Consider the following 25,002-nt stretch of genomic DNA (forward strand, 5'->3'; position numbering starts at 1 on the left):
GTACGTACGGCCCGCGACGCTGGACCCGCAGACGACGGGCACCCCCACCAAGGGGTGAATGTGACGGAGGCAAGTCGCGTGAGCGGACAACAGCAGCTAGAGCACGGTTTCGCGCAGGAAGAGGCCGTTGGGTGGCCCAATGACATTTCGAAGTGGTGCCTGCGGTGTGCCGAACTGCGGGTGCGCTTCCATGGCGCCGCATGTCTCGGCCGCCCCGCCGAGGCCCATGAGCTCAACGCCGAGTTCGTCCGGCACCAGCAGGTGGTGCACTCGTGATCGCTGAGGCCGCGGCCACCCGGAACACGCCCGGGCGCCTTGTGATGCGCCGGTGTGCTCACCTGGCGGGCTGGTTCCGGTCGTACGGGGCCGAGCGGTGCAGGGCCTGTGGTGCCGAGCGTCATACGGCTTATGCGGGACTGCGGATGCCGGTGCCGGACAGTGCTCCGGTTGTGGCGTGGGGTTGTCCGCGGCTTGGCATGCCGGGGGTGCGGGGCCCGTCTTCCTGAGTGCTGCCCGGTGGCCGACTGTCGCCTGCGGGGGGCCTGCGTCAAGACAGGCTGGCAGCGGGGGGAGGGGTGGGGGGCGGGGGTTCGGTGGTTTGGCTGTGCGGCCGGTGGGTTGTTGGCCGCCGTACTCGTGCCGTCGCGGATGCTGGCGCGTGAGGAGACCTTGCGCATAGGCCTTGGCTGAGGGGGAGCTGGCAGCTGCCGCGATGTGTCTGGGGCCGGTGGGGGCGCTTCGCTCAGCTTGCGTACGTGGTGGTTGCTCGTCCGGCTGCAGATTGGTGGGGGTGGCGGCTGTTTGTGGACGGATATCCACCGGCTCGGCCTGGAGCAGCGGGTGGATAGGTGGCCTGGGACGGCGGCTGGGTGCCTCAGTGGCCCCAGTAGGGCTCTCTGGCCGCAGGGTGGCCTCATATTCCACCGGCCTGGGTTGTGGGGTGGTGGATAAGTGGTCCGGGATGGTGACCGCGCGTCTCAGTAGCCCGTCAGGGCCCGCTTGTCTCATGCGCCACCGGCCTGGGCCGTCGCTCGGCGGATAAGTGTCCTGGGATGGCAGCTGGCCGTCTCTGGAGTCTCACGAGCTCTCCCTCTCCTCACCAGCCCCTACCCAGGGACAGTCGGACGCCCGGCCACGATGGTGGCGCGCTGAGCGAAGCGCCCACGACGGGCTGCACCACATCGCGGCAGCTGCCCGCTCCCCCTCAGCCACGGCCGGAGGGACCGGTCTCCTTACGCGCGTGCATCCGTGACGGCGCGAGTACGGCGGCCAGCCTCCCACCGGCCGCACAGTCAAACCACCGGACCCGAGCCCCCCACCTCTCCCCCTGCTGCCAGCCTGTCTTGACCCCTACCCCCACCCAGCGGCAGCCGCCCGCCCAGCCACAACGGCGGCGCGCCGAGCGAAGCGCCCACGACGGCAGGAACCACATCGCGGCAGCAGCCCGCTCCCCCTCAGCCACAACCGGACAGACCGGTCTCCTCACGCACCCGCATCCGCGACGGCAGGAGTACGGCGGCCCACCCCCCCACCGGCCGCACAGCCAACCAACCGAACCCCCGCCCCCACCCCTCCCCCCGCTGCCAGCCTGTTCTAACCCGCACCCGACCCACGGAACCCGGCCACAAACCGCGCTCCCACCCGTCCCCCTCTCCTCTCCAAACGGCGCTCAGAGCATTCAGGGGGGCGTGCGGGTGCGTAGGGCGTGCCCTGCGCTGGACGTGGGGGCGTCTGCGGCGGACGCTGCGGTTCGCATGCGCGGCTCTCGTGTGCCAGGGGGATATGTGTACAGCGTTCTCTACGGCAGTTCCCGTATCACTCTCACCTCCGGCAGCGGTACCCGGCTCGAGCGTTCGGAGTTGCTTCTGCGCGACCCCGGTCTACGCCGCCAGCGGTCCGCTGCCGAACCCCTTCTCCTCGGGCGGGAGGAGGAGCTGGCCGTCGCCCGGGCGGAAGCCGCGGCCGGGCGGGCGGTGGAGTTCTACGGTCCTTGCGGGTTCGGGAAGACCAGCCTCCTTCGGAGCATTGCCGGAGGCGGCGGGAGGCGCAGCGCGTTCGTGCGCGTGGCCGGGAATCCGCTGGAGGACGTACTCCAGCTCCTCATGGACGCCTTGTACCGCTCCGTGGAGCGGGAACCGGTGAAGTACCCCCGGCCGGTCTGCGAGCGGCTCGTCAATCATCTCCGGCCGCTGATCGTGCTGGACGAGGTGCCGCCCGGTTCGCGGATCCCGCGCCTGCTGTCGGCCGCCCTGCCCGACTGCGTGCTGGTGGTGGGGGCGGAGCTCCCCGTGCCGGGCGGGCCGGAGACGTCCCGGCTTCTGGCGGGCCTGCCGCCGGACGCGGCGCTCGACCTGTTCGCCCGCTCGCTGGGCCACCCCGTACAGGGCGCGGAACTGCCCGCCGTCCGGCAGCTGCTGGAGACCGTACGGTTCCGGCCGCTGCACATCCGGCAGGCCGCGGCGCTGGTGCGGGCCGGGCACCCGGTCGAGACGCTGACCCGGGCGGCCGCCCGGGATCCGCGGGAGCTGGACCGGCTGAGTGCGGGATCGCTGTCCGGGCCCGAGCGGACGGCCCTGGTGGCCTTGGCGCTCGTGGCCGGAACCCTGGTGCCGGGGAACTGGGTGTCGGCCGTCGGCGACATCACGTACGCGGTGCAGTGCCTCGTCTCCCTGCACGAGCGCGGGCTCGTCGAGCGGCCGGAGGAGGACCGGTTCGGGCTGCCGGTGTGCCTGAAGGAGAGCCTGCGGGGGCTGTCGCTCGGTGCGATCTCGTTGAGCACGGGCGTCAACGGCCTCGCCGACTGGCTGGACGGCGCGGTGCGGGGCGACATGCACAGCCTCACGGATGCGCTCCAAGGCGTGGAGGGCATCGTCGGGCTGCTCGGCGTCGCGGCCGAGCAGGGGGAGTGGCGGGGCGTGATCCGGCTGGCGAAGATCGCCGAAGCCGCGCTGTTCGCCGGCCTCCGATGGCAGCAGTGGAAGGAGGTCCTGGAGAAGGGCGCGGAGGCGGCCAGGAGGGTCGGCGACCGGGCGTCGGAGGCACTGTTCTCCCACCAACTGGGCACCGTGGCCTACGTCGAGGACCGGATCGCGGACGCCCAGGTCCGGTTGCGTCACGCGCTGCGTCTGCGGGAGGAACTGGGCGATACCGCAGGCGCGGAGCTGACCCGGGCGAACCTGGAGTACGTGGCGCCGTCCGGCACCCTCCCTGACGACGGCCGTGGCCGTGGCCGTGGTGGGGCCCGGCGCGTGCGTGACCGGGTCCGGCGGGTGACGCCGTGGCTCGCGGGGCTGCTGGTCGTCATCGTGGCGATCGCTGCAGTGCGGGCAGCGGTCAGCAAGGACGCTCCGGGTCCGGCCCCGGGCCCCTCGGCCTCCGGCGTCAGCAGCGGCCCGGCCACCGACGGGCCGACAGGCCCCGGCTCGACGGACCCCGGCCCGACCGGCGAGGCGAGCAGCGCGAGCGGCGGCACCAGCCCCAGCCCGAGCTCGAGTCCGAGCCCCAGCCCCAGCCCGAGCCGTACGACCGGCTCCCCGTCCAGCCCCGGTCCGACTCGTACCAGCCCTTCCCCCAGCCGTACGACCGCGAGCCCCTCCCCGAGCCCCAGCCCCAGCCGTACGACGAGGAGTCCGTCCCCCAGTCCCAGCCCGACCCGTTCGAGCCGTTCTCCCAGCCCGAGCCCCAGCCACAGCCCGAGCCGTACGACGCCGAGTCCGAGCCTTTCCCCCAGCCTTGGCAGCAAGAGCCCCAGCCCCAGCCCCAGCCCTAGTCATGACGACGGCGAGCCGTCGTAACCCGCCCCGCCTCTAACCCGCCCCGCCTCTAACCCGCCCCCGCCTCCAACCCGCCCCCGCCTCTAAGCCGGCACCAGCCCCGCCACCAGCTCGGTCGCCTCCTGCGCCGGCACCCCCGCTGCCGTGAGCGCCGTCACCGCGGCCGAGCGGCCCGCTTCCGCCGGGCCCAGGACGCCGTCGTTGACCGCCTGGAGCAGGCCGAAGAGGATCTGCTCGCGGACGTAGGCCAGGGCGATGGCCGGCAGCGGTGAGGCGAAGCGGCCCTCGTCCAGGCCGCGTTGGAGCATCGCCGCGCACTCGCGGCGCACCGGCTCCAGGCGGCGGTGGATGCCTTCGACGGTGACGCTGCGCTGGGCCATGGAGATCAGCAGGCGGTAGCCGTCGGCGATCTCCCAGGCGGCGAGCATGGAGCGGGCCAGGGCCTGGGCGGGGTCGTCGACGTCGCGCAGGGCCTCCGCCTGGGCGATCTCGACCGAGTTCGCGGCGTCGTCGACGAGGGCGCTCATCAGCGCCTCGCGGCTGGGGAAGTGGCCGTAGACCGTGCGCCGGACGACACCTGCCGCCCGTGCGATCTGGTCCATGCTCGCGTCCGGGTCGCGCAGCAGCTCCGCGAGCGCGATGTCCATGATGCGGCGGCGATTGGCGTCCGCTCTGCCGGCCATTGGTCTCTTCTCTTCTGTCCGTCTTCGGGCGCAGCCTCCGTGGCCGACATCCTGCACCTCATTTTGCACGGGGCGACGCCGTCCCGTAATTTGCACACTGCTGTGTAATTGCACAAGCGTGTGCAAGATAGGCAAGCCAAGATAGGCAAGATGGGAAGGGGTGGCCCGATGGGCCTCGCGATGTCGACACCGGTCGACGAGATGGACGGTCCGTACAAGAGGCGCTGGGCCGCGCTGGGCGTGCTCTGCATCAGCCTGCTGATCATCGTCATGGCCAACACGTCCCTGACGGTCGCCGCCCCCGACATGGTCCAGGACCTCGGCCTGGGCAGCTCCGACCTGCAGTGGGTCATCGACGGCTACACCGTCCCGTACGCCGCGCTGATGCTGATCCTCGGTGCCGTCGGCGACAAGTACAGCCGCCGCGGAGCGCTCGTTCTCGGCCTTCTCGTCTTCGGCGCGGCCTCCGTCGCCGGTTCGATGGTCGACAGCTCGGCCGGCGTCATCGCGTCGCGCGCCGTCATGGGCGTCGGCGCGGCCATGATCATGCCGGCCACGCTGTCGCTGCTCGCCGCGACCTTCCCGCGCGAGGAGCGCGCCAAGGCCATCACCATCTGGACGGCCACCGCCGGTCTCGCCATCGCCGTCGGCCCGCTCGTGGCCGGTGCGCTGCTGGAGGACCACGGCTGGGCCTCCACCTTCCTCATCAACGTGCCGATCGCCTTCCTCGGCATCATCGGCGCGCTGGCGCTCGTCCCGCCGTCCAGGGCGACGGGTCCCGGCAAGGAAGCAGCCAAGATCGACTACATCGGCGGCCTGCTGTCCGTCGTGTGGGTCGGCTCGCTCATCTACATGATCATCGAGGGCCCGCACTTCGGCTGGGGCGCCAAGGCGATCGCCGCCGCGGTCATCGCGGGCGTCGGCCTGGTCCTCTTCGTCCTCTGGGAGCTGCGCCACCCGCACCCGGTCCTGGACGTCCGCCGCTTCACCAAGCGCGCGTTCGCCGGCTCGACCATGGCCGTCGCGTTGTTCTTCCTCGCCGTCTTCGGCGCCTTCTACTACCTCACCCAGCACCTGCAGTTCGTCCTCGGTTACTCGCCGCTGGACACCGGTGTGCGGATGCTGCCGCTGGCCGGTGCGGTGTTCGTGGGCGGTGCGCTGACCGCGATCCTCACCCCCAAGGTGGGCATGAAGGTCACCGTGGCGTGCGGCATGACCGTCGGTACGGTCGCCATCGCGCTGCTCGCCCGCGTCGACGAGTCCTCCACGTACGACGACTTCGTCCTGCCGCTGATCATCCTGGGCCTGGCCATCGGCCTGTCCCTGTCGCCGTGCACCAACGCCATCATGGGCTCCTTCCCGGAGGACCAGCTGGGCGTCGGCGGCGCCGTCAACAGCACCTCGATCGAGATGGGCGGCTCCCTGGGCATCGCCATCCTCGGCACCGTGCTCGCCAAGACCTACTCCTCCAACCTCGGTGACGCCGCCGCGAAGGCGGCCGAGGCCGGCGGCCCGAAGCTGCCGGAGAAGGCGCTCACCGTCGCGCAGGACTCGGTCGGCGCGGGCCTGGCCGTGGCCAAGGAGGTCGGCAAGCAGGTCGCGGCCGGCGCGGCGCCGAAGGTGGGCCCGGAGAAGGCCGCCGCCCTCGGGGCGCAGCAGGCGCAGGCCGTGGCCGAGGCCGTGCACAAGTCGTTCGCGGACGCCGTCGCCCACACCAGTGTGGTGGGTGCGGTGATTCTCGGCGTCGGTACGGTGCTGGTGGCGTTCCTGCTGCCGGGGCGCGACAAGAACAAGCCGGAGGGTGTTGCTGCGGTGTCCTCCTCGGAGGCCGAGAAGGAGCCTGCGGCTGCCTGAGCCGGGTCGTCGGTACACCTGAGGCCGGTACGGCACCGCCGGGTTCCGCCGTGGGGGCCGATCGCCGTCGGGCGGGGGAGTTTCCCCCAGCCCGCCCCTTCCCGTAACCGGGGCTCTGCCCCGGACCCCCGCGGGTCCGGGGCTTCGTCATGGCGCCGCAGGCCGCCGCCTCACACCGCCCGCCACCACACCGTCGCCAGCGGCGGCAGCGTCACCGTGATGCTCGCCGGGCGCCCGTGGTGGCGGGTGGCCTCCGTCTTGACCGGGTCGGGGGTGGTGACGCCGCTGCCGCCGTAGCGGGCGCCGTCCGTGTTGAGGATCTCCTGCCACGCCGTGAACCGGCCGGGCACGCCCAGCGCGTAGCCGTGCCGCACCACGGGGGAGAAGTTGCTGACGGCCAGCAGGGGCGCGCCCTGGGCGTCGAAGCGCAGGAAGGCGAAGACGTTGTCCTCCGCCGCGTCGCCCACCACCCACTCGAAACCCTCGGGGACGGTGTCCCGCTGCCACAGGGCGGGTGTGGCCAGGTAGGCGGCGTTCAGGTCGCGGACCAGGTCCCGTACGCCCCGGTGGTCCGCCTCGGCGGAGTAGGACGGGTCGAGCAGCCACCAGTCGGGGCCGTGGGCCTCGGACCACTCGGCCCCCTGCGCGAACTCCTGACCCATGAAGAGCAGCTGCTTGCCCGGGTGCGCCCACATGAAGCCGAGGTAGGCCCGGTGGTTCGCGCGCTGCTGCCACCAGTCGCCCGGCATCTTCGACACCAGGGCGCGCTTGCCGTGGACGACCTCGTCGTGCGAGATCGGCAGCACGTAGTTCTCGCTGTACGCGTAGATCATCGAGAACGTCATCTCGCCGTGGTGGTACTTGCGGTGCACCGGCTCCTTCGAGACGTAGACGAGGGAGTCGTGCATCCAGCCCATGTTCCACTTCAGGCCGAAGCCGAGCCCGCCGAAGCCGCCCGCCCCGATGTGGTGCGTGGCGCGGGTGACGCCGTCCCAGGCCGTGGACTCCTCGGCGACGGTGACGACGCCGGGGCAGCGGCGGTAGACGGTCGCGTTCATCTCCTGCAGGAACGCCACCGCGTCCAGGTTCTCCCGGCCGCCGTGGGCGTTCGGCGTCCACTGCCCCGGTTCGCGGGAGTAGTCGAGGTAGAGCATGGAGGCGACGGCGTCCACCCGCAGCCCGTCGATGTGGAACTCCTCGCACCAGTAGACCGCGTTGGCCACGAGGAAGTTGCGCACCTCGGTGCGGCCGTAGTCGAACTCCAGCGTGCCCCAGTCGGGGTGCGCTGCGCGCAGCGGGTCCGCGGGCTCGTACAGCGGCCGCCCGTCGAACTCGGCCAGCGCCCAGTCGTCGCGCGGGAAGTGCGCGGGCACCCAGTCCATGAGCACCCCGATGCCGGCCGCGTGCAGCGCGTCCACCAGGTACTTGAAGTCGTCCGGGGTGCCCAGGCGGGCGGTGGGGGCGTAGAAGCCGGTGATCTGGTAGCCCCACGAGCCGCCGAAGGGGTGCTCGGCGATCGGCATCAGCTCCACGTGCGTGAAGCCGAGCTCCTTGACGTAGGCGGGCAGCTGCCCGGCCAGCTGCCGGTACGTCAGGCCGGGGCGCCAGGAAGGCAGGTGCACCTCGTAGACCGAGAAGGGGTGCTCGTGGACGGGCTTCCCCGTGCGGGCCGCCATCCACTCCGCGTCCTGCCAGGAGTGGTGCGAGGCGTGCACGACCGAGGCGTTCGCCGGCGGGGCCTCCGTGCGGCGCGCCATGGGGTCCGCGCGCATCGTGTGCGAGCCGTCCGGGCGCGTGATCTCGAACTTGTACAGCGCCCCCTCGCCGATGTCCGGGAGGAACAGCTCCCACACCCCGGACGCGCCCAGCGACCGCATGGGGTGGCCTGTGCCGTCCCAGTAGTTGAAGTCGCCGACGACCCGTACGCCCAGGGCGTTCGGCGCCCACACCGTGAACCGGGTGCCCGCCACCCCCTCGTGCACCATCGGCATGGCGCCCAGTGCCTGCCACAGCTGCTCGTGCCGGCCCTCGTGGATCAGGTGCAGGTCGAGATCGCCGAGCGCGGGCAGGAAGCGGTACGGATCGCGGACCTCCAGCTCCGTGTCCTCGTAGCTCACCAGCAGGCGGTAGTCGGGGAGCTCGCTGAGGGGCAGCACCGCCGCGAAGAGACCGTCCCCCTCGTCGTACAGCTCCACCCGCAGGCCCTTCGCGCTGACCGCCACGGAGCGTGCGAAGGGGCGCAGGGTGCGGAAGGCCACACCGCCGGGCACCGGGTGCGCTCCCAGCAGGCCGTGCGGGTCGTGGTGCGCGCCGTGCAGCAGCCGCTCGCGGACCTCCGCATCGAGCGGCTCGGCGGGCCGCACCCCGCGCCGCGCGGGCGGGCGCGGTACGCCCTGCGCCGCCTTGGGGCGAGGCGTCGCGGATACGGCCTCCGGCCCAGGCGCCGACCCACGCACCGGCCCACGCACCGTCCCGGATTCCCGCGGTGCGCCCGCCGGTTCGGCCCCCGGGCCCGGCACCGGTCCGGGCTCCCGGGATGCGTCCGCCGGTCCGGGCCTCGCTCCGTCCCCCGGGCCGGTTCCTGATCCGGGAGCCGATCCCGGCCCGGGCCCTGATCCGGGAGCCGGTCCCGGGCCCGGGACCGGCTCCCGCCCCGCCTTCGCCCCCCGCCCCGGCAGGAACGTGGCCGGGACACCCGGCGTGGTGCCCGGGAGATCGTGTGCCGGCTCGTGGGACGGTCGGCGGGACGGCGGTCGAGCGGTCACGGTTCGGTCCTCCTCGAAGTCTCCCGACCGGCACCGCCGGGAGCGGCTTCCGTGCTACGGGAACGGGTGGTCACAGGGGCGCGGCGGCGCGGCGCCGTGCGCACGGGCCGGCTTCCTCGGCGCCGGCCAGGTCCCTCCGCCGCAGCGGTGATCAGCCACTGCGGTGCGTCCCGGCGGTGCAGGACCGCCTGATGCCGGCCGGGCACCGCCGGGCTCCACCGCCCTGGTCGCGCGCCGTCGCGGCGGGAGTGCGGGGGCGGGCGCCCGCCGAGCCGGGGCGTCACGGGGTCCGCCCCCTTTCCGCCGGGGCCGTGCGTTCCGCCGGTGGCGCCGTGCGCCGGCCCGGCGGGCCCGCGGCGGCGGGGCCGCCCGCGCCCCCCGCCGGCTCCGCCAGCCTGCGGATGGCCGCCATCGGGACCGGGAGCCAGTCAGGGCGGTGCCGGGCCTCGTAGAGGACTTCGTAGACGGCCTTGTCCGTCTCGTGGGCGCGCAGCAGCTGCGGATCCTCGCGCGGATCGCCGTGCACCGAGCCGTAGCCCTCGCAGAACGCGGCGCGGGCGCGCTCCGACCAGCTGGTGCCGCTCGCCCGGCCGACCGCCGCCGCGTAGTCGAAGGAGCGCAGCATGCCGGCGACGTCGCGGGCGGTCGGCTGCGGCCGGGAGCGTTCGGCCAGCGGCCGGGCCGGCTCGCCCTCGAAGTCGATCAGGGCCCAGCGCCCGTCCTCGGCGGTGCGCAGCGCCTGCCCGAGGTGGAGGTCGCCGTGGATGCGCTGGGCGCGCCACGTGCGCCCGGCGCGGCCGAGCGCGGCCAGGTCGTCGTAGGCGCCCCGCAGCGCGGCCCGGAACGGGCGCAGCGCCGGGACGGCGTCGGCGGCGGCGTCCAGACGGCGGGTCATGGCGGCGGCGAGGTGTTCGAGCTGGGGGCGGCGCAGCACCACCGTGGGCAGCGCCTCGGCGAGCGCGCCGTGTACTTCGGCGGTGGCGTGGCCGAGCGCGCGGGCGGAGGCGGTGAAGTCGGCGCGGACGGCGAGGGCGCTGAGGGCCAGCTGCCAGCCGTCGGCGGAGCCGGGCAGGTAGGGCTGGAGCACGCCGAGCGTCATGGGTTCGTTGCCCGCGCCGGGCACGACGGCTTCGAACCAGGCGGCGGGGGCGGGCACCCGGGCGCAGCCGGTGCCGGCGAGGGCGCGGGGGAGTTCGAGGTCGGGGTTGGTGCCGGGGCAGACGCGGCGGAAGAGCTTGAGGATATACGTTTCGCCGTAGACGACCGAGGAGTTGGACTGTTCGGCGCCGATGAGGCGGGGGGCGAGCCCGGCGCCGATCACGACGCCCTCCTCGCGGCTGAAGCGCAGCGGCCCGAGCCGGCCGGGCAGCCGCAGCCGCTCCAGCAGCAGGCTGGCCAGCCGGGGGTCGGTCAGGCCCTCGTAGACGGCGCGGCCGTGCAGCGGGCCGCCGACGGGGCGGCCGATGAGCGCGGGAGCCAGGTGTGGCGGCAGGACGTCGTGGACGCCGAGCAGGAGCTGGTAGCAGTCGTCGGTGCCGGCGTGGACGACGGGGGCGGCGGATCCCGGGGCGTCCGCGGGCCGGCCGGCGGCGGGGGCGCCGGGCTGCTGGGCGCGGACGAGCAGGTGGAGCACGCCGGGGACGGTGGCGCCGGTGTGGTGGGGCAGCAGCTCGGTGGCGGCGACGAGCGTGAAGCCGGTGATGGGGCGGCCCTTGCCCGCGAACCACCGCTGACGGGGCAGCCACTCGGACAGCAGCGGCACCAGCGAGCCCAGCAGCCCCGCATCGGCGGCCTCCTGGCCCGGTGCGTGGGCCGCGGGAGCGGCGCGGACCGAGGACAGCAGCGGACCGGGGGCGCCCCCCTTCCGTCCGGTGTCCCGGCGTCCGGTGCTCCGGCGGGACGGTGCAGCGTCCGACATGGCGTCGCGTCCTTTCCCCGGGGCACGGCATATGGGGCAAAGTGTCCCGGATCGCGGTCCCGGATTGCGGCATTGACCGGTGCGCGGTGCTGGGGTCCCCCGCCGGAGGCGGGGGGGTGTCGGGCGAGGATCGTCCGTTCGGTCGGCGCCTGCGGCCCCTGGTGCGGGCGTGCGGCGGCCGGGCAGCGGCCCCGCGGCGGTCCCGAAGCGGAAGCGATCCGTTCGGCCCGGCCCGTGCGTAGTAGTGAGGGTGCCCAGGGTTCGCGGGGGAAAACCGCCCGTGCGCGACGGGCCGGCGGGCGCCGGCGCGCACGGGAGAGCCCTCAGTGGCCGGCCTGCGGCGGCGCGGCACGGCGGAGCCGGAACCAGTAGAAGCCGTGACCGGCCAGGGTCAGCAGATAGGGCAGCTCGCCGATGGCGGGGAAGCGCACCCCACCGATCAGCTCGACGGGATGCCGGCCGCTGAACGCCCGGAGATCGAGCTCGGTCGGCTGTGCGAAGCGGGAGAAGTTGTTCACGCACAGCACGAGGTCGTCCTCCCGCTGCCCCGGCAGCCGCACTTCGCGCAGGAACGCGAGCACGGCGGGGTTGCTGGAGGTGAGCTCGGTGTACGAGCCGAGCCCGAAGGCCGGGTTCTGCTTGCGGATCTCGATCATCCGGCGGGTCCAGTGCAGCAGCGACGAGGGGCTGCTCATCGCGGCCTCGACGTTGGTGACCTGATAGCCGTAGACCGGGTCCATGATGGTCGGCAGGTACAGCCGGCCCGGATCGCACGAGGAGAAGCCGGCGTTGCGGTCGGGCGTCCACTGCATCGGGGTGCGCACGCCGTCGCGGTCGCCGAGCCAGATGTTGTCGCCCATGCCGATCTCGTCGCCGTAGTAGAGGATCGGCGAGCCGGGCAGGGAGAGCAGCAGTGCGGTGAACAGCTCGATCTGATTGCGGTCGTTGTCGAGCAGCGGGGCCAGCCGGCGGCGGATGCCGATGTTGGCGCGCATCCGCGGATCCTTGGCGTACTCCGCGTACATGTAGTCGCGCTCTTCGTCGGTGACCATCTCCAGCGTCAGCTCGTCGTGGTTGCGCAGGAAGATGCCCCACTGGCAGCGCGACGGGATGGCCGGGGTCTTGGCCAGGACTTCCGAGACCGGGTAGCGCGATTCCCGCCGCACGGCCATGAAGATGCGCGGCATCACGGGGAAGTGGAAGGCCATGTGGCATTCGTTGCCGCCGGTCTCGTAGTCCCCGAAGTAGTCGACGACGTCCTCGGGCCACTGATTGGCCTCGGCCAGCAGCACGGTGTCCGGGTAATGGGCGTCGATCTCGGCCCGGACGCGCTTGAGGAAGGCGTGCGACTGCGGAAGGTTCTCGCAGTTGGTGCCCTCCTCCGCGAAGAGGTACGGCACGGCGTCCAGCCGGAAGCCGTCGATACCGAGGTCCAGCCAGAACCGCAGCGCGGCCAGGATCTCCTCCTGCACGGCCGGGTTCTCGTAGTTGAGGTCCGGCTGGTGGGAGAAGAAGCGGTGCCAGTAGTACTGCTTGCGGACCGGGTCGAAGGTCCAGTTCGAGGTCTCCGTATCGACGAAGATGATGCGCGCGTCCGGATACCTCTTGTCGTCGTCGGCCCAGACGTAGTAATCGCCGTAGGGGCCTTCGGGGTCGTTGCGCGACTGCTGGAACCACTCGTGCTGATCGCTCGTATGGTTCATGACAAAATCGATGATGACGCGCATGCCGCGCTGGTGCGCCGCGTCCACGAACTCCACGAAGTCGGCCAGGTCGCCGAACTCCGGGAGCACCGAGGTGTAGTCGGAGACGTCGTAGCCGCCGTCGCGCAGCGGCGACTGGAAGAACGGCGGAAGCCACAGGCAGTCGACGCCCAGCCACTGCAGGTAGTCCAGCTTGGCGGTCAGACCCTTGAGGTCGCCGATGCCGTCGCCGTCGCTGTCCTGGAAGGACCGGACGAGCACCTCGTAGAAGACGGCGCGCTTGAACCAGTCGGGATCCAGGTCCTTGGCGGGAGTGTCCTCGAAGGTATCGGGGACGGGCTCATTGACGATCATGGTGTGGGTGACCCTCCGATCGGTGAGGACGGTCGCAGCGAGAACACGTGCGCGGGCGCGATGGAACGGCCCGGCTCGAGGCGCACATAGTTGTCCCTGCCCCAGTGATAGGTCTCTCCGGTGAGCTCGTCGCGCACCGGGACGGACTCGTGCCACGCGAGGCCGAGTTCCGGCATGTCCAACGAGACCGTGGCCTCCTGGGTGTGGTGGGGGTCGAGGTTGACGACCGTGAGTACGCACGAGCTGCCCGCCCGCTTGGAATAGGCGATGACGGCGTCGTTGTCGGCGTAATGGAAACGCAAGTTGCGCAGTCGCTGCAGGGCGGGATGGCGCCGGCGCAGCCGGTTCAGCAAGGTGATCAGCGGGGCCAGGCTGCGGCCCTCGCGTTCGGCCGCGTCCCAGTCGCGCGGGCGCAGCTGGTATTTCTCCGAGTCCAGGTATTCCTCGCTCCCGGGGTGCGCCGGAGCGTTCTCGCACAGCTCGTATCCGGCGTACATGCCCCAGGCCGGCGAGAGCGTCGCGGCGAGCACGGCGCGCACCTCGAAGGCGGCCCGCCCGCCGTTCTGCAGATAGGCGTGCAGGATGTCGGGGGTGTTCACGAAGAGGTTGGGCCGCATGAAAGCGGACGCCTCCCCGGAGAGCTCGGTGAGGTAGTCCGTGAGCTCCTGCTTGGTGTTGCGCCAGGTGAAATAGGTGTAGGACTGCTGGAAGCCGATCGCGCCGAGCGTGCGCATCATCGCGGGCCGGGTGAATGCCTCGGCGAGGAAGACGACGTCCGGGTCGGTGCGGCCGATCTCGGCGATCACCTTCTCCCAGAACGCCACGGGCTTGGTGTGCGGATTGTCGACGCGGAAGATCCGTACGCCGTGCTCCATCCAGAACCGCAGCACCCGCAGGCTCTCGCGGACCAGCCCGTCGAAGTCCTCGTCGAAGGCCAGGGGATAGATGTCCTGGTACTTCTTGGGCGGGTTCTCGGCGTAGGCGATGGTGCCGTCGGCGCGGTGGTGGAACCACTCGGGGTGCTTGGCGACCCAGGGGTGGTCCGGGGAGCACTGCAGGGCGAAGTCGAGGGCGACCTCCATGCGCAGCTCGCGGGCGCGCGCGACGAAGTGGCCGAAGTCCTCGAAGGTGCCGAGGTCGGGGTGGAGGGCGTCGTGACCGCCGTCGGCCGAGCCGATCGCCCAGGGGCTGCCGACGTCGTACGGGCCCGCGGTGAGCGCGTTGTTGGGGCCCTTGCGGTAGGCGGTGCCGATGGGGTGCACCGGCGGCAGGTAGACGACGTCGAAGCCCATCGCGGCGACGGCCGGCAGCCGTCTGGCCGCGGTGCGGAGCGTACCGCTGCGGGCGGGCCGGCGCCCCTCCGCGGGCGTCGCCCCCTCCGAGCGCGGGAACATCTCGTACCAGGAGCCGAACAGGGCCCGTTCGCGCTCCACCAGCACCGGCACCGGGCGGCTCGCGGAGACCAGCTCGCGCAGCGGGTGCTCGGCCAGCGCCGCCGTGACGGGCGGCGCGAGGGCGGCGGCGAGCCGCGCGGTGGGCGGGCGGCCCGGGTCGCGCAGCGCGTCCACCGCGGCCAGCACCGCCTCGCGGCCCTCCTTCTTCGGCACCCCGGCGGCGGCGCGCTCGTAGAGCAATGCCCCTTCCTCCAGGACGAGTTGGACGTCCATCCCGGCCGGGACCTTCACCGAGGCCCGGTGCCGCCAGGTCGCCACCGGATCGCTCCAGGCCTCCACCGCGTACGTCCAGCGCCCCTCCGATCCGGGGGTGACCTCCGCGCCCCAGCGGTCGGTGCCGGGCGCGAGTTCGCGCATGGGGGTCCAGGGGCCGCTGCGGCCCGCCGGGTCACGCAGCACCACGTTGGCGCCGAGCGCGTCGTGGCCCTCGCGGAAGACGGTGGCGGTGACCTGGAAGGTCTCGCCGGCGACCGCCTTGACCGGCCGGCGGCCGCAGTCCACGAGCGGCCCGAGGTCCAGGACGGGGATACGACCGATCATGGGATCACCTGGAAGTTCGACGGAATCGGAGGGCGGTACGGGTGGGGCGAAGCGGTGGGTCCGGCGAGTTCTGCTCTTTCTATCTGCTCCGCCGGCGGTCGGCCGGGTGCGGGCATGACTGCTCCTGACCGCGTTCACTCGGGTGGGTGCGGAAGACGTGCGGAAGGGCGTGGGACGCGTACACGAGGCGGCGGCGGACTGCGACTCCCTGCATACCGCTTGAGCTTTCCCACCGGTCCCGGCCGGGCATGCCCGCACCGTGGGACCTACCGGTGCGTAGTTCCCGTGGCACCCGGTGGGGAGGATGGTCGGCACGCCGTCACCCGTACGAAGTCTCCCCGTTGGGCCGATCGTGTGCAATGCGCGAAAACCGGGTAACCGGCGGCCAGACGGGGGAATGGCGCTGCGTTCCGGCCGTCGAAGGCCGTAGCGGTAACCGGCCGCCGCCGTTCCTGCTGTACGCGCGGCGTATTTACGCCTCGTACGGGTGCATCAGCCGCGGGGCCGACGCGTGCGGTCCGCTTCTCCCCACCGTCCACCATACGGACGCTGTTCCCGGCCATGCACCCGTCCGCCGGGTGTACCGGGCGCACCGGGCGGCAGCCGGGGCTCCGACGACCGCCCCAGGGGGCGCACTTCCCGCCTGCACCTGCCAGGAGCAGGCAGTTGCCGCGAAGCGCCACGAAGCCCCCGGGCGTCCCCGCTACCGTCGTGGGGGTGAAGGCCATTCGTCGATTCAGTGTGCGCCCCGTTCTGCCGGAGCCCCTACGACCGCTCAGTGAGCTGGCGCGCAATCTGCGCTGGTCCTGGCACCCCGAGACCCGTGAGCTCTTCCAGGCCGTCGACCCCGAGGGCTGGCGGGCCGCCGCCGGCGACCCGATGCGGCTGCTGGGCTCGGTCCCCGCGGCGCGGCTCGCGGCCCTCGCGGACGACCGCCGCTTCCGCCGCCGGCTCGCCGCCGCAGCCGACGACCTGCAGGACTACCTCACCGGCCGGCGCTGGTACCAGGAGCAGCCCGAGGGGCTGCCCGCCGCCATCGCCTACTTCTCGCCCGAATTCGGCATCACCGCGGCCCTCCCGCAGTACAGCGGCGGGCTCGGCATCCTCGCCGGCGACCACCTGAAGTCCGCCAGCGACCTCGGCGTCCCCCTCATCGGCGTCGGACTGCTCTACCGGCACGGCTACTTCCGCCAGTCCCTCTCCCGCGAGGGCTGGCAGCAGGAGCACTACCCCCTGCTCGACCCCAACGAGCTCCCGCTCACCATGCTGCGCGAGCCCGACGGCAACCCCAGCCGCATCTCCCTCGCCCTCCCCGGCGGCCGCTCCCTGCGCGCCTACATCTGGCAGGCCCGGGTCGGCCGGGTGCCGCTGCTGCTCCTGGACTCCGACGTCGAGGAGAACGGCCCCGGCGAGCGCGAGGTCACCGACCGGCTCTACGGCGGGGGCGGCGAGCACCGGCTGCTGCAGGAGATGCTCCTGGGCATCGGCGGCGTCCGCGCCGTGCGCACCTACTGCCGCCTGACCGGCCACCCCGAACCCGAGGTCTTCCACACCAACGAGGGCCACGCCGGCTTCCTGGGCCTGGAGCGCATCCGCGAACTGGTGCACGGCGGACTGGACTTCGACGCCGCCCTGGAGTGCGCCCGCGCCGGAGCCGTCTTCACCACCCACACCCCCGTGCCCGCCGGCATCGACCGCTTCGACCGCGAGCTGGTCGCCCGCCACTTCGGCGCCGCCGGCGAACTGCCCGGCATCGACGTCGAACGCGTCCTCGAACTGGGCCTGGAGACCTACCCCGGCGGCGAGCCCAACCTCTTCAACATGGCCGTCATGGGCCTGCGGCTCGCACAGCGCGCCAACGGCGTCTCCACCCTCCACGGGCAGGTCAGCCGGCAGATGTTCGCCGGCCTGTGGCCGGGCTTCGACGCCGAGGAGGTGCCCATCGACTCCGTCACCAACGGCGTCCACGCCCCCACCTGGGTCGCCCCCGAGGTGATGCGCCTGGGCGCCCGCCGGGTCGGCGCCGGCCGCGCCGAGGACGCCCTGGCCGTCGGCGGCTCCCAGCGCTGGGACGCCGTCGCCGGCATCCCCGACGCCGACATCTGGGAGCTGCGCCGCACCCTGCGCGAACAGCTCGTCGAGGAGGTGCGCGAGCGGCTGCGCGCCGCCTGGCGCGAGCGCGGCGCCGGCACCGCCGAGCTCGGCTGGATCGACGGCGTCCTCGACCCCGGCGTCCTCACCATCGGCTTCGCCCGCCGCGTGCCCTCCTACAAGCGCCTCACCCTCATGCTCCGCGACCGCGACCGCCTCATGGAGCTCCTCCTGCACCCCGAGCGGCCCGTGCAGATCGTCGTCGCCGGCAAGGCCCACCCCGCAGACGACAGCGGCAAGCGCCTCGTACAGGAGCTCGTGCGCTTCGCCGACGACCCGCGCGTCCGCCGGCGCCTGGTCTTCCTGCCCGACTACGGCATGGCCATGGCCCAGCGGCTCTACCCCGGCTGCGACGTCTGGCTCAACAACCCGCTGCGCCCGCTGGAGGCCTGCGGCACCTCGGGGATGAAGGCCGCCCTCAACGGCTGTCTCAACCTCTCGGTGCTCGACGGCTGGTGGGACGAGTGGTACGAGCCCGACTTCGGCTGGGCGATCCCCACCGCCGACGGCGCGGCCATGGACGACAACCGCCGCGACGACCTGGAGGCGGCCGCCCTCTACGACCTGCTGGAGCGGCGGGTGGCCCCGCGCTTCTACGACCGGACCCAGGGCGGGCTCCCCGGCCGCTGGATCGAGATGGTGCGCCGCACGCTGACCACGCTCGGCCCGAAGGTCCTCGCCGGGCGCATGGTGCGCGAGTACGTGGAGCGGCTCTACGCCCCCGCCGCCGAGGCCCAGCGGGCCCTCACCCCCGCCGCGGCGAGCGAGCTGGCCGCCTGGAAGGCCCGGGTGCGGGCCGGGTGGCCGGGCGTGGCCGTCGACCACGTGGAGGCCGTCGCCGACACCGCCCTCAACGGCACCGCGACCCTGGGCTCCACGGTCTCCCTGCGGGTGAGCGTCACGCTCGGCTCGCTGGACCCGGCGGACGTGGAGGTGCAGGCCGTGGCCGGGCGGGTCGACCCCACCGACCGGCTGAGCCGGACGGCTACGTTCCCCCTCAAGCCGGCCGGCGGCCCCGCCCTGGACGGCCGCAGGCTGTACGAGGGGCCGCTCACCCTCGACCGCACGGGCCCCTTCGGCTACACCGTCCGCATCCTGCCCTCGCACCGGCTGCTGTCCAGCGGCGCGGAGATGGGCCTGGTGACGCTGCCGTCGGAGGCGACGGGCGAGGCGGCGGGGGTGCTGTTGCGCTGAGCCCGTGCGGGCTGCGTGCGTAGGGCGCCGTCCGGGGGAGTCGAGCTCACCCCGGACGGCGCCCGGTTCAAGGGGAGTCCGCTGCTGTCTTGCGGTTCGTGCGTGGCTGGTCGCGCAGTTCCCCGCGCCCCTTACGGGGCGCACGGAGAACTCAGAAGCTCAGCTTCCAGCTGTTGACCGTGCCGCTGTCCGCGGAGTACACGTCCTGCACCTGCAACTTCCACGTGCCGGTGGCGGAGACGCCCGACGCGTCGACCGTGTAGCTCGCCTTCACGTCCGCCGCGGAGTCCCAGGCGTCCGAGTCCTTCAGCCGCCACGTCTTGCCGTCCGGCGCGACCAGGTCGATCCGCAGGTCACCGCGGTAGGTGTGGGTGATGTTCACGTCCACCTTGAGGGCGGAGGAGCCGTTGCCGCTGCGGGTCACGACGACCGGCGAGGTCACGGCGCCGCCCGCGTCCGGGATCGCGACGGGGGTCGTGTTCTCGAAGACGCTGCCGCCGCCCGTGGTGTTCACGGTCCACTTGAAGGACGCGCTCGAGGACTTGCCGGCGGAGTCCTTGACCGTGACGGTGACGTTGCTGGTGCCGGTGGCGGTCGGCGTGCCGGAGACCAGACCGGTGGAGGCGTTGATCGACAGGCCCGCGGGCAGGCCGGTGGCCGAGTAGCTCAGGGCACCGGAGTTGCTGCTGGTGGCCTTGATCTGCAGGGAGACGGCGGTGTTCACGATGCTCGTCTGGTCACCGGGCGCGGTGATGCTGACCCCGGTCCCGGGGGTCGCCCGGCTGCCGACGTTGATGGCCGCCCAGGCGTTGGCCACGTTGTTGTACGTCTCGCTGCCCACGCCGAAGAGCTCGCCGGCGGCCCACAGCGTCGCGTCGCGCGCACCGGCGTAGTTGGTGGTGGACTGCATGCGCCCGGTCAGCGCCTTGAACCAGATCTTCGCGGCGTTGTCGCGGCCGATGGCGGTCACGGGCAGGCCGTCGGAGGTCGGCGAGTCGTAGGAGACGCCGTTGATCACCTTCGCGCCGCTGCCCTCGGAGGCGAGGTAGAACCAGTGGTTGGCGGGGCCCGACGAGTAGTGCACGTCGATGCCGCCGATGCCCGAGTACCAGGCGTCCTTGGAGCGGCTGTCCTTGCTGGGCTTGTCCATGTAGCGCAGCGGGGTGCCGTTGCCGTTGATGTCGATCTTCTCGCCGACGAGGTAGTCGCCCACGTCGTTGGGGTTGTTCGCCCAGAACTCCACGGCGGCGGCGAAGATGTCGGAGGTGGCCTCGTTGAGCCCGCCGGACTCGCCCGCGTAGTTGAGGTTGGCGGTGGCCGAGGTGACACCGTGCGTCATCTCGTGCGCGGCCACGTCGATCGAGGTCAGCGGCTTGGCATTGCCGGAGCCGTCGCCGTACGTCATGCAGAAGCAGTCGTCCGACCAGAAGGCGTTGACGTAGTTGTTGCCGTAGTGCACCCGGCTGTACGCGCCCACGCCGTCACCGCGGATGCCGCTGCGCCCGTGCACGTTCTTGTAGTAGTCCCACGTCAGCTGGGCGCCGTAGTGCGCGTCCACGCCGGCGGTGGCCGCGTCGCTCGTGGTGCCGTTGCCCCAGACGTCGTCCGCGTCGGTGAAGAGGGTGCCGGTGCCGGAGGAGCCGCGGTTGAGGTTGTAGGTCTTGTGGCCGCCGCGCGAGGGGTCGTTGAGCTGGTAGGAGCCGCCCGACTGCGAGGTGCCGATATTCACCTGGCCGCTGTACTTGCTGTTGCCGGTGCCCTGCTTGACGCCCTGGAACTCGAAAAGCTTCTTGCCCGTCCGCGCGTCGGTGATGACGTGCAGCTCGTTGGGCGTGCCGTCCTCCTGGAGGCCGCCGACGACGGTCTCGTAGGCGAGGACCGGCTTGCCGCTCGCGGCCCAGATCACCTTGCGGGGCGCCCGGTCGGCCTTGCCGGCCTTCGAGCCCTGCGCGCCCGCGGCCTTCACGGCCTCCTTCTCGGCGGCGGCCGCCGAGAAGGACGCAGTGGTCGTCGCGATCGTCATCCGCGCCTTGGTCGCCTTGGCGACGCTCTTGACGCTGCCGCCTCTGGTGGCGTCGACGACGAGGTCGCCGCCGAGCACCGGCAGGCCCTCGTACGTCCGCTCGTAGCGGGTGTGGGTCGTGCCGTTGACGTCCTTGACGACGTCCTTGACGACCAGCTTCTCCTTGGCGCCGAGGCCCAGGGTCCGCGCGGTCTCCGCCTTGGCCGCGTCGGCCTGGCGGATCAGCTCGGCGCGCTGCGAGGGGGTGAGCTTGGCGGGCATCGCGCCCGGGTCCGCCTTGGCGACGACCTTGCGCGGTGCACTGCCCGCTCCGTCGTCGGTACGGGCGGCCGCGGTCCCGGTCTGGGTGCCGACGGCGAGCATCGCCGAGACGGCGACCAGTGCGCCGGCGGCGACGGCTCTCTTCTGGGGGGTGGGTCTCACGCTGACTCCTTCTGCGAGGGCAGATCAGGCAGAACAGAACAGGTGGAGCTGGGGGCCGATGGATCCCGTCCGATGCTCCGGTCCGATGAATCCGGCGGGTGCGGTGAAACGTTGTGGAGCGCTGCGCTTCCCCGTGTGCGGTGGCCGCCGGGTGCTGCCGGTCGGTGCCGCGGGGCGGGGGTGGGAGGCGTGGGGCCTCGGGGGACAGCAGGCGATGCAACGTGCCGGTGGAGCGAGGCCGACGCCCGGCGGCCGTGCCGTGGGGGAGCCGCGCGTCGGTGGAGGGAAGAGTGCCATCGCAGGCATGTACGTGTCAGGACTCCGGAGGCAAGTTGGCCGGAATCCGTCCGTTGACGAAAGAACGAGGTCCGCATAGCGGTGCGGGCGGTGCCTGCCGCAGCCGCCACGCGCCCGGCCCGGACCCTCAGGCCAGGCTGTCGCGCCAGGCCCGGTGCAGGTCCGCGAAGCGGCCCGTGCCCGCTATCAGTTCGGCCGGGGAGCCGTCCTCCACGACGCGGCCGTCGGCCATCACCAGGACGCGGTCCGCGATCTCGACCGTCGACAGCCGGTGCGCGATGACCACCGCCGTACGGCCGTGCAGCACCGTGGCCATCGCACGCTGCACCGCCCGCTCGCCCGGGATGTCCAACGAGGACGTGGCTTCGTCGAGGATGAGCACCGCCGGGTCGGCGAGCAGGGCCCGCGCGAAGGCGACCAGCTGGCGCTGCCCGGCGGAGATCCGGCCGCCGCGCTTGCGCACGTCGGTGTCGTAGCCGTCCGGCAGGGCGGTGATGAAGTCGTGGGCGCCGATCGCCTTCGCCGCCCGCTCGATCTCCTCCCGGCCGGCCCCGGGGCGGCCGATGGCGATGTTCTCCGCGACGGTGCCGGAGAACAGGAAGGCCTCCTGCGTCACCATGACCACCCCGCGCCGCAGCTCCGGCACGGCGAGCGCGTCCAGCGGCACCCCGTCGAGGAGCACCCGGCCCTCGGTGGGGTCGTAGAAGCGGGCCAGGAGCTTGGCGAGGGTGGACTTGCCGGCCCCCGTCGAGCCGACCACCGCGACCGTCCGCCCGGCGCGCAGCGTCAGGTCGAAGCGGGGCAGCACCTCGCCGCCCGTGCGGTAGGCGAAGCGCACCCCCTCGAAGACGACCTCGCGGCCGGGCAGCCCGGTCCGCCGCTCCGGCAGCGCGCGCGGCTCGGCGGGCTCGGGCACGCCGGGCCGCTGGGCGAGGAGTCCCGCGATCTTCTCCAGCGAGGCCGCGGCCGACTGGTAGGAGTTGAGGAACATCGCCAGCTGGTCGATCGGGTCGTACAGCCGCCGCAGGTAGAGCACCGCCGCGGCGAGCACGCCCAGCTCCAGCCCGTCGCCCGCCACCCGGTAGGCGCCCCAGAGGACGACGGCGGCCAGCACCACGTTGGCCACGAGGCGGGAGAGGAAGACGTAGCGGGCCATCTCCAGCAGCGCCCGGGTGTTCGTGTGCCGGTGCCGGTCGTTGAGCTCCGCGAAGTGCGCGGCGTTGGCGCGCTCCCGGCGGAAGGCCTGGACCGGGCGGATGCCGTTCATGGTCTCGGTGAACTTCACGATCACCGAGGCGATGGCCGTGGAGCGCTCGCGGTAGACGGCGTGTGCGCGCCGCCGGTAGGAGCGCATCAGCAGCTGCAGGGGGACGAAGGAGAGGACGGCGACGGCGCCGATGCCCCAGTCCAGGTAGAGCAGGGTGGCCGAGATGTACACGACCGCCAGGCAGACCCCGATGAGCTCCTGCAGCCCGTCGTTGATCAGCTCGCGGATCGACTCGACGTCGGTGGTCGCACGGGAGATGAGGCGCCCGGAGGTGTAGCGCTCGTGGAAGTCGACGCTGAGCGACTGGGCGTGGCGGAAGATCCGGCCGCGCAGGTCGAGGAGCACGTTCTGGCCGATGCGCGCGGACAGCCGCACGAAGACGTACTGCAGCAGGCCTGCGGCCAGGGCGCTCACCGCATACGCGGTGCCGACGGCGATCAGCGGGCCGTAGTCGCCGCGGCGGGCGGCCGGCACGGCCCGGTCGATGGCGAACGCCACGAGGAGCGGCCCCGACTGGACGGCCGCCTGCTGGAGCAGCATGACGAGGACGGTGAGCCGGACGCGGCCCCGCGCCGGGGCGAGCAGCGAGCGCAGCAGGGCGCGCGAGGCGCCCTTGGGGGCGGGCAGGACGTCCTTGTCGAACGGGTCGCCCTCCTCCGCGGCGCCCGCCGCGGGGTCGGTCCGCTCGTCGTCGGCTGTGGTGCGGTCGGGTGCGGTGGTGGTCATCGCAGGCCTCCCTCGTGCCGTGCGTGCGTCCGGTCCGCCGCGGCACCCCGGTCCTCGTCGCCCGCCATGAGCGAGGCGTACTCCCGGCTGGTGCGCAGCAGTTCGTGGTGGGTGCCGACGGCGGTGATGCGTCCTCCGGAGAGCAGGGCCACGCGGTCGGCCAGCAGGACCGTGGAGGGGCGGTGGGCGACGACGAGGGCGGTCGTGGTGGCCAGCACCTCGCGCAGGGCTGCCTCGACCAGGGCCTCGGTGTGCACGTCGAGCGCGGAGAGCGGGTCGTCCAGGATGAGGAAGCGCGGGTCGCCGACGACGGCGCGCGCCAGCGCGAGCCGCTGGCGCTGCCCGCCGGACAGGCTCAGGCCTTGCTCGCCGACCTGGGTGCGGGTGCCCTCGGGGAGGGAGTGCACGAAGCCGGCCTGGGCGACCTCCAGGGCGCGGGCCAGATCGGCCTCCCGGCCGGCGCCGGCGCCCATCAGGACGTTCTCCCCGACGCTCGCGGAGAACAGCGTCGGGTCCTCGAAGGCCACGGAGACCAGCTCGCGCAGGCGCTCGCGCGGCATGGCGGCGATGTCCTCGCCGTCCAGGGTGATCCGGCCGGACGTCGCCTCGTGGAGACGGGGGATCAGGGCGGTCAGGGTGGTCTTGCCGCTGCCCGTGGTGCCGACGAGGGCCATCGTCTCGCCCGGCCGGATGTGTAGGTCGACGCCGTGCAGGACGGGCCGGGCGTCCGCGGGGGCGTCGGCGTAGCGGAAGCCGACGCCCTCCAGGCGCAGCCCGCCGGGCTCCTTCCGCGGTGCCCGCCCGTCCGGCGGGGCTCCCTCCGCGCGCGGGGAGGACGCGGCGGCGCCGGCCTTCCCGGAGGCCGGCTCGGCGGGGGCGGGGACGTCCATGACCTCGAAGTAGCGGTCGGCGGCCGTGGCCGACTCGTTGGCGATCGCGATCAGGAAGCCGAAGGACTCCACCGGCCAGCGCAGCGCCAGCGCCGTCGACAGGAACGCCACCAGCGTGCCGGCCGAGAGCCCGCCGTCGGCGACCTGCAGCACGCCGAGGACGAGCGCCGCCCCGATCGCCAGCTCCGGCAGGCTCATGATGACCGCCCAGAGCATCCCCAGCAGGTGCGCCTTGCCCAGCTCGGTGCCGCGCAGCCGGCCTGAGAGGGCATCGAAGGCCCGCTCCTGGCCGCGGTGTCGGCCGAAGCCCTTGATGATGCGGATGCCGAGGACGCTCTCCTCGACGACCGTCGCGAGGTCGCCGGACTGGTCCTGCGCGGTGCGCGCGGCCCGGGAGTAGCGCTCCTCGAAATACGTGCAGAGGATCACCAGCGGCACCACCGGGGCGAGCAGCACCAGCCCCAGCGTCCACTGCTGCACCAGCAGGACGATAAAGCCCACCAGGATCGTCACGCCGTTGACCAGCATGAACGTCAGCGGGAAGGCCAGGAAGATGCGCAGCAGCATCAGGTCCGTCGTGCCCCGCGAGAGCAGCTGCCCGGAGGGCCAGCGGTCGTGGAAGGAGACCGGCAGCCGCTGCAGGTGCCCGTAGAGGTCCGCCCGCATGTCCGCCTCGACCTTCGCCAGCGGACGCGCCACGAGGAAGCGGCGCAGCGCGAAGAGCGACGCCTCCAGCACGCCGAGCACGAGCACCAGCGCGCCGCCCAGCCACACCCCCGAGGGGTCCTTGCCGGCGACCGGGCCGTCCACGATCCACTTGAGCGCGAGCGGAATGACGAGACTGGCGCAGGACGCCACGACGGTCACCGCGGCGCCGGTGATCATCGTGTTGCGCACCGGCCGCACGTAGGGCCACAGGCGCAGCAGCGAACGGACGGCGGACCGTCTCTCGGGCGGGCGGTGGGCTTCAGGGGTATCGGTCATCAC

At 72.8% G+C, this 25,002-nt stretch carries 13 protein-coding genes; 5 read left to right on the forward strand and 8 right to left on the reverse strand.

The features are described 5' to 3' along the window. The first annotated feature begins 78 nt into the window (after positions 1 to 78). The 3 genes from FGW37_RS22680 to FGW37_RS22685 all read left to right on the forward strand — a co-directional run bounded on the left by FGW37_RS22680 (position 79) and on the right by FGW37_RS22685 (position 3,794). Positions 79 to 276, forward strand: coding sequence for a hypothetical protein (locus FGW37_RS22680; RefSeq protein ID WP_179082731.1), 198 nt, complete (start codon positions 79 to 81; stop codon positions 274 to 276). A 44-nt stretch (positions 277 to 320) separates the two neighbouring features. Continuing rightward, positions 321 to 506, forward strand: a complete 186-nt coding sequence (locus tag FGW37_RS34190) for a DUF6255 family natural product biosynthesis protein (RefSeq protein WP_425506660.1) — start codon at positions 321 to 323, stop codon at positions 504 to 506. Between the two features lie 1,278 nt (positions 507 to 1,784). Then, entirely contained in the window at positions 1,785 to 3,794 is a 2,010-nt protein-coding gene (locus FGW37_RS22685) for a P-loop NTPase family protein (RefSeq protein ID WP_179082732.1), read from the forward strand. A gap of 62 nt (positions 3,795 to 3,856) precedes the next feature. On the opposite strand, the gene FGW37_RS22690 is transcribed toward FGW37_RS22685, so the two are convergent. Continuing rightward, positions 3,857 to 4,456, reverse strand: a complete 600-nt coding sequence (locus FGW37_RS22690) for a TetR/AcrR family transcriptional regulator (protein WP_179082733.1) — start codon at positions 4,454 to 4,456, stop codon at positions 3,857 to 3,859. 168 nt (positions 4,457 to 4,624) lie between these two features. Between FGW37_RS22690 and FGW37_RS22695 the strand changes: the two genes are divergently transcribed. Then, positions 4,625 to 6,310, forward strand: coding sequence for an MFS transporter (locus FGW37_RS22695; RefSeq protein ID WP_179084858.1), 1,686 nt, complete (start codon positions 4,625 to 4,627; stop codon positions 6,308 to 6,310). 170 nt (positions 6,311 to 6,480) lie between these two features. Here FGW37_RS22695 and glgB read toward each other — a convergent pair whose 3' ends face one another. The 4 genes from glgB to FGW37_RS22715 form a co-directional block, all read right to left on the reverse strand. After that, positions 6,481 to 8,673: a 1,4-alpha-glucan branching enzyme gene (glgB, locus tag FGW37_RS22700; RefSeq protein WP_246430841.1), complete on the reverse strand. Its 2,193-nt coding sequence runs from the start codon at positions 8,671 to 8,673 to the stop codon at positions 6,481 to 6,483. A 682-nt stretch (positions 8,674 to 9,355) separates the two neighbouring features. Next, complete coding sequence (locus FGW37_RS22705) at positions 9,356 to 10,993, reverse strand: maltokinase N-terminal cap-like domain-containing protein (protein ID WP_179082735.1); 1,638 nt, start codon at positions 10,991 to 10,993, stop codon at positions 9,356 to 9,358. Between the two features lie 323 nt (positions 10,994 to 11,316). Further along, complete coding sequence (gene treS, locus FGW37_RS22710; protein ID WP_179082736.1) at positions 11,317 to 13,050, reverse strand: maltose alpha-D-glucosyltransferase; 1,734 nt, start codon at positions 13,048 to 13,050, stop codon at positions 11,317 to 11,319. Beyond that, complete coding sequence (locus tag FGW37_RS22715) at positions 13,047 to 15,044, reverse strand: alpha-1,4-glucan--maltose-1-phosphate maltosyltransferase (protein WP_179082737.1); 1,998 nt, start codon at positions 15,042 to 15,044, stop codon at positions 13,047 to 13,049. Before FGW37_RS22715 ends, treS begins: the two co-directional genes overlap by 4 nt. Before the next feature lie 717 nt (positions 15,045 to 15,761). Between FGW37_RS22715 and glgP the strand changes: the two genes are divergently transcribed. Further along, a complete protein-coding gene (gene glgP, locus FGW37_RS22720; RefSeq protein ID WP_179082738.1) occupies positions 15,762 to 18,389 on the forward strand; it encodes an alpha-glucan family phosphorylase in 2,628 nt (875 codons plus the stop codon). 151 nt (positions 18,390 to 18,540) lie between these two features. Here glgP and FGW37_RS22725 read toward each other — a convergent pair whose 3' ends face one another. The 3 genes from FGW37_RS22725 to FGW37_RS22735 form a co-directional block, all read right to left on the reverse strand. Further along, the gene (locus tag FGW37_RS22725) at positions 18,541 to 20,835 is read right to left on the reverse strand and encodes a M4 family metallopeptidase (protein ID WP_179082739.1); all 2,295 of its coding nucleotides are present in this window, start codon (positions 20,833 to 20,835) and stop codon (positions 18,541 to 18,543) included. Positions 20,836 to 21,259: 424 nt separating this feature from the next. Then, positions 21,260 to 23,125, reverse strand: a complete 1,866-nt coding sequence (locus FGW37_RS22730) for an ABC transporter ATP-binding protein (RefSeq protein WP_179082740.1) — start codon at positions 23,123 to 23,125, stop codon at positions 21,260 to 21,262. Continuing rightward, a complete protein-coding gene (locus FGW37_RS22735; RefSeq protein ID WP_179082741.1) occupies positions 23,122 to 24,999 on the reverse strand; it encodes an ABC transporter ATP-binding protein in 1,878 nt (625 codons plus the stop codon). Before FGW37_RS22735 ends, FGW37_RS22730 begins: the two co-directional genes overlap by 4 nt. Between the last annotated feature and the right edge of the window lie 3 nt (positions 25,000 to 25,002).

Source organism: Streptomyces rectiverticillatus (assembly GCF_013394065.1).
In the GTDB taxonomy this organism is placed as follows: Bacteria; Actinomycetota; Actinomycetes; order Streptomycetales; family Streptomycetaceae; genus Streptomyces; species Streptomyces rectiverticillatus.

Excerpts from the sequence above, each read along its gene's own strand:
- FGW37_RS34190 (WP_425506660.1), top strand. The coding sequence starts at position 321 with ATGCGCCGGTGTGCTCACCTGGCGGGCTGGTTCCGGTCGTACGGGGCC.
- FGW37_RS22690 (WP_179082733.1), bottom strand. The coding sequence starts at position 4,456 with ATGGCCGGCAGAGCGGACGCCAATCGCCGCCGCATCATGGACATCGCG.
- FGW37_RS22695 (WP_179084858.1), top strand. The coding sequence starts at position 4,625 with ATGGGCCTCGCGATGTCGACACCGGTCGACGAGATGGACGGTCCGTAC.
- FGW37_RS22705 (WP_179082735.1), bottom strand. The coding sequence starts at position 10,993 with ATGTCGGACGCTGCACCGTCCCGCCGGAGCACCGGACGCCGGGACACC.
- treS (WP_179082736.1), bottom strand. The coding sequence starts at position 13,050 with ATGATCGTCAATGAGCCCGTCCCCGATACCTTCGAGGACACTCCCGCC.
- FGW37_RS22715 (WP_179082737.1), bottom strand. The coding sequence starts at position 15,044 with ATGATCGGTCGTATCCCCGTCCTGGACCTCGGGCCGCTCGTGGACTGC.
- FGW37_RS22730 (WP_179082740.1), bottom strand. The coding sequence starts at position 23,125 with ATGACCACCACCGCACCCGACCGCACCACAGCCGACGACGAGCGGACC.
- FGW37_RS22735 (WP_179082741.1), bottom strand. The coding sequence starts at position 24,999 with ATGACCGATACCCCTGAAGCCCACCGCCCGCCCGAGAGACGGTCCGCC.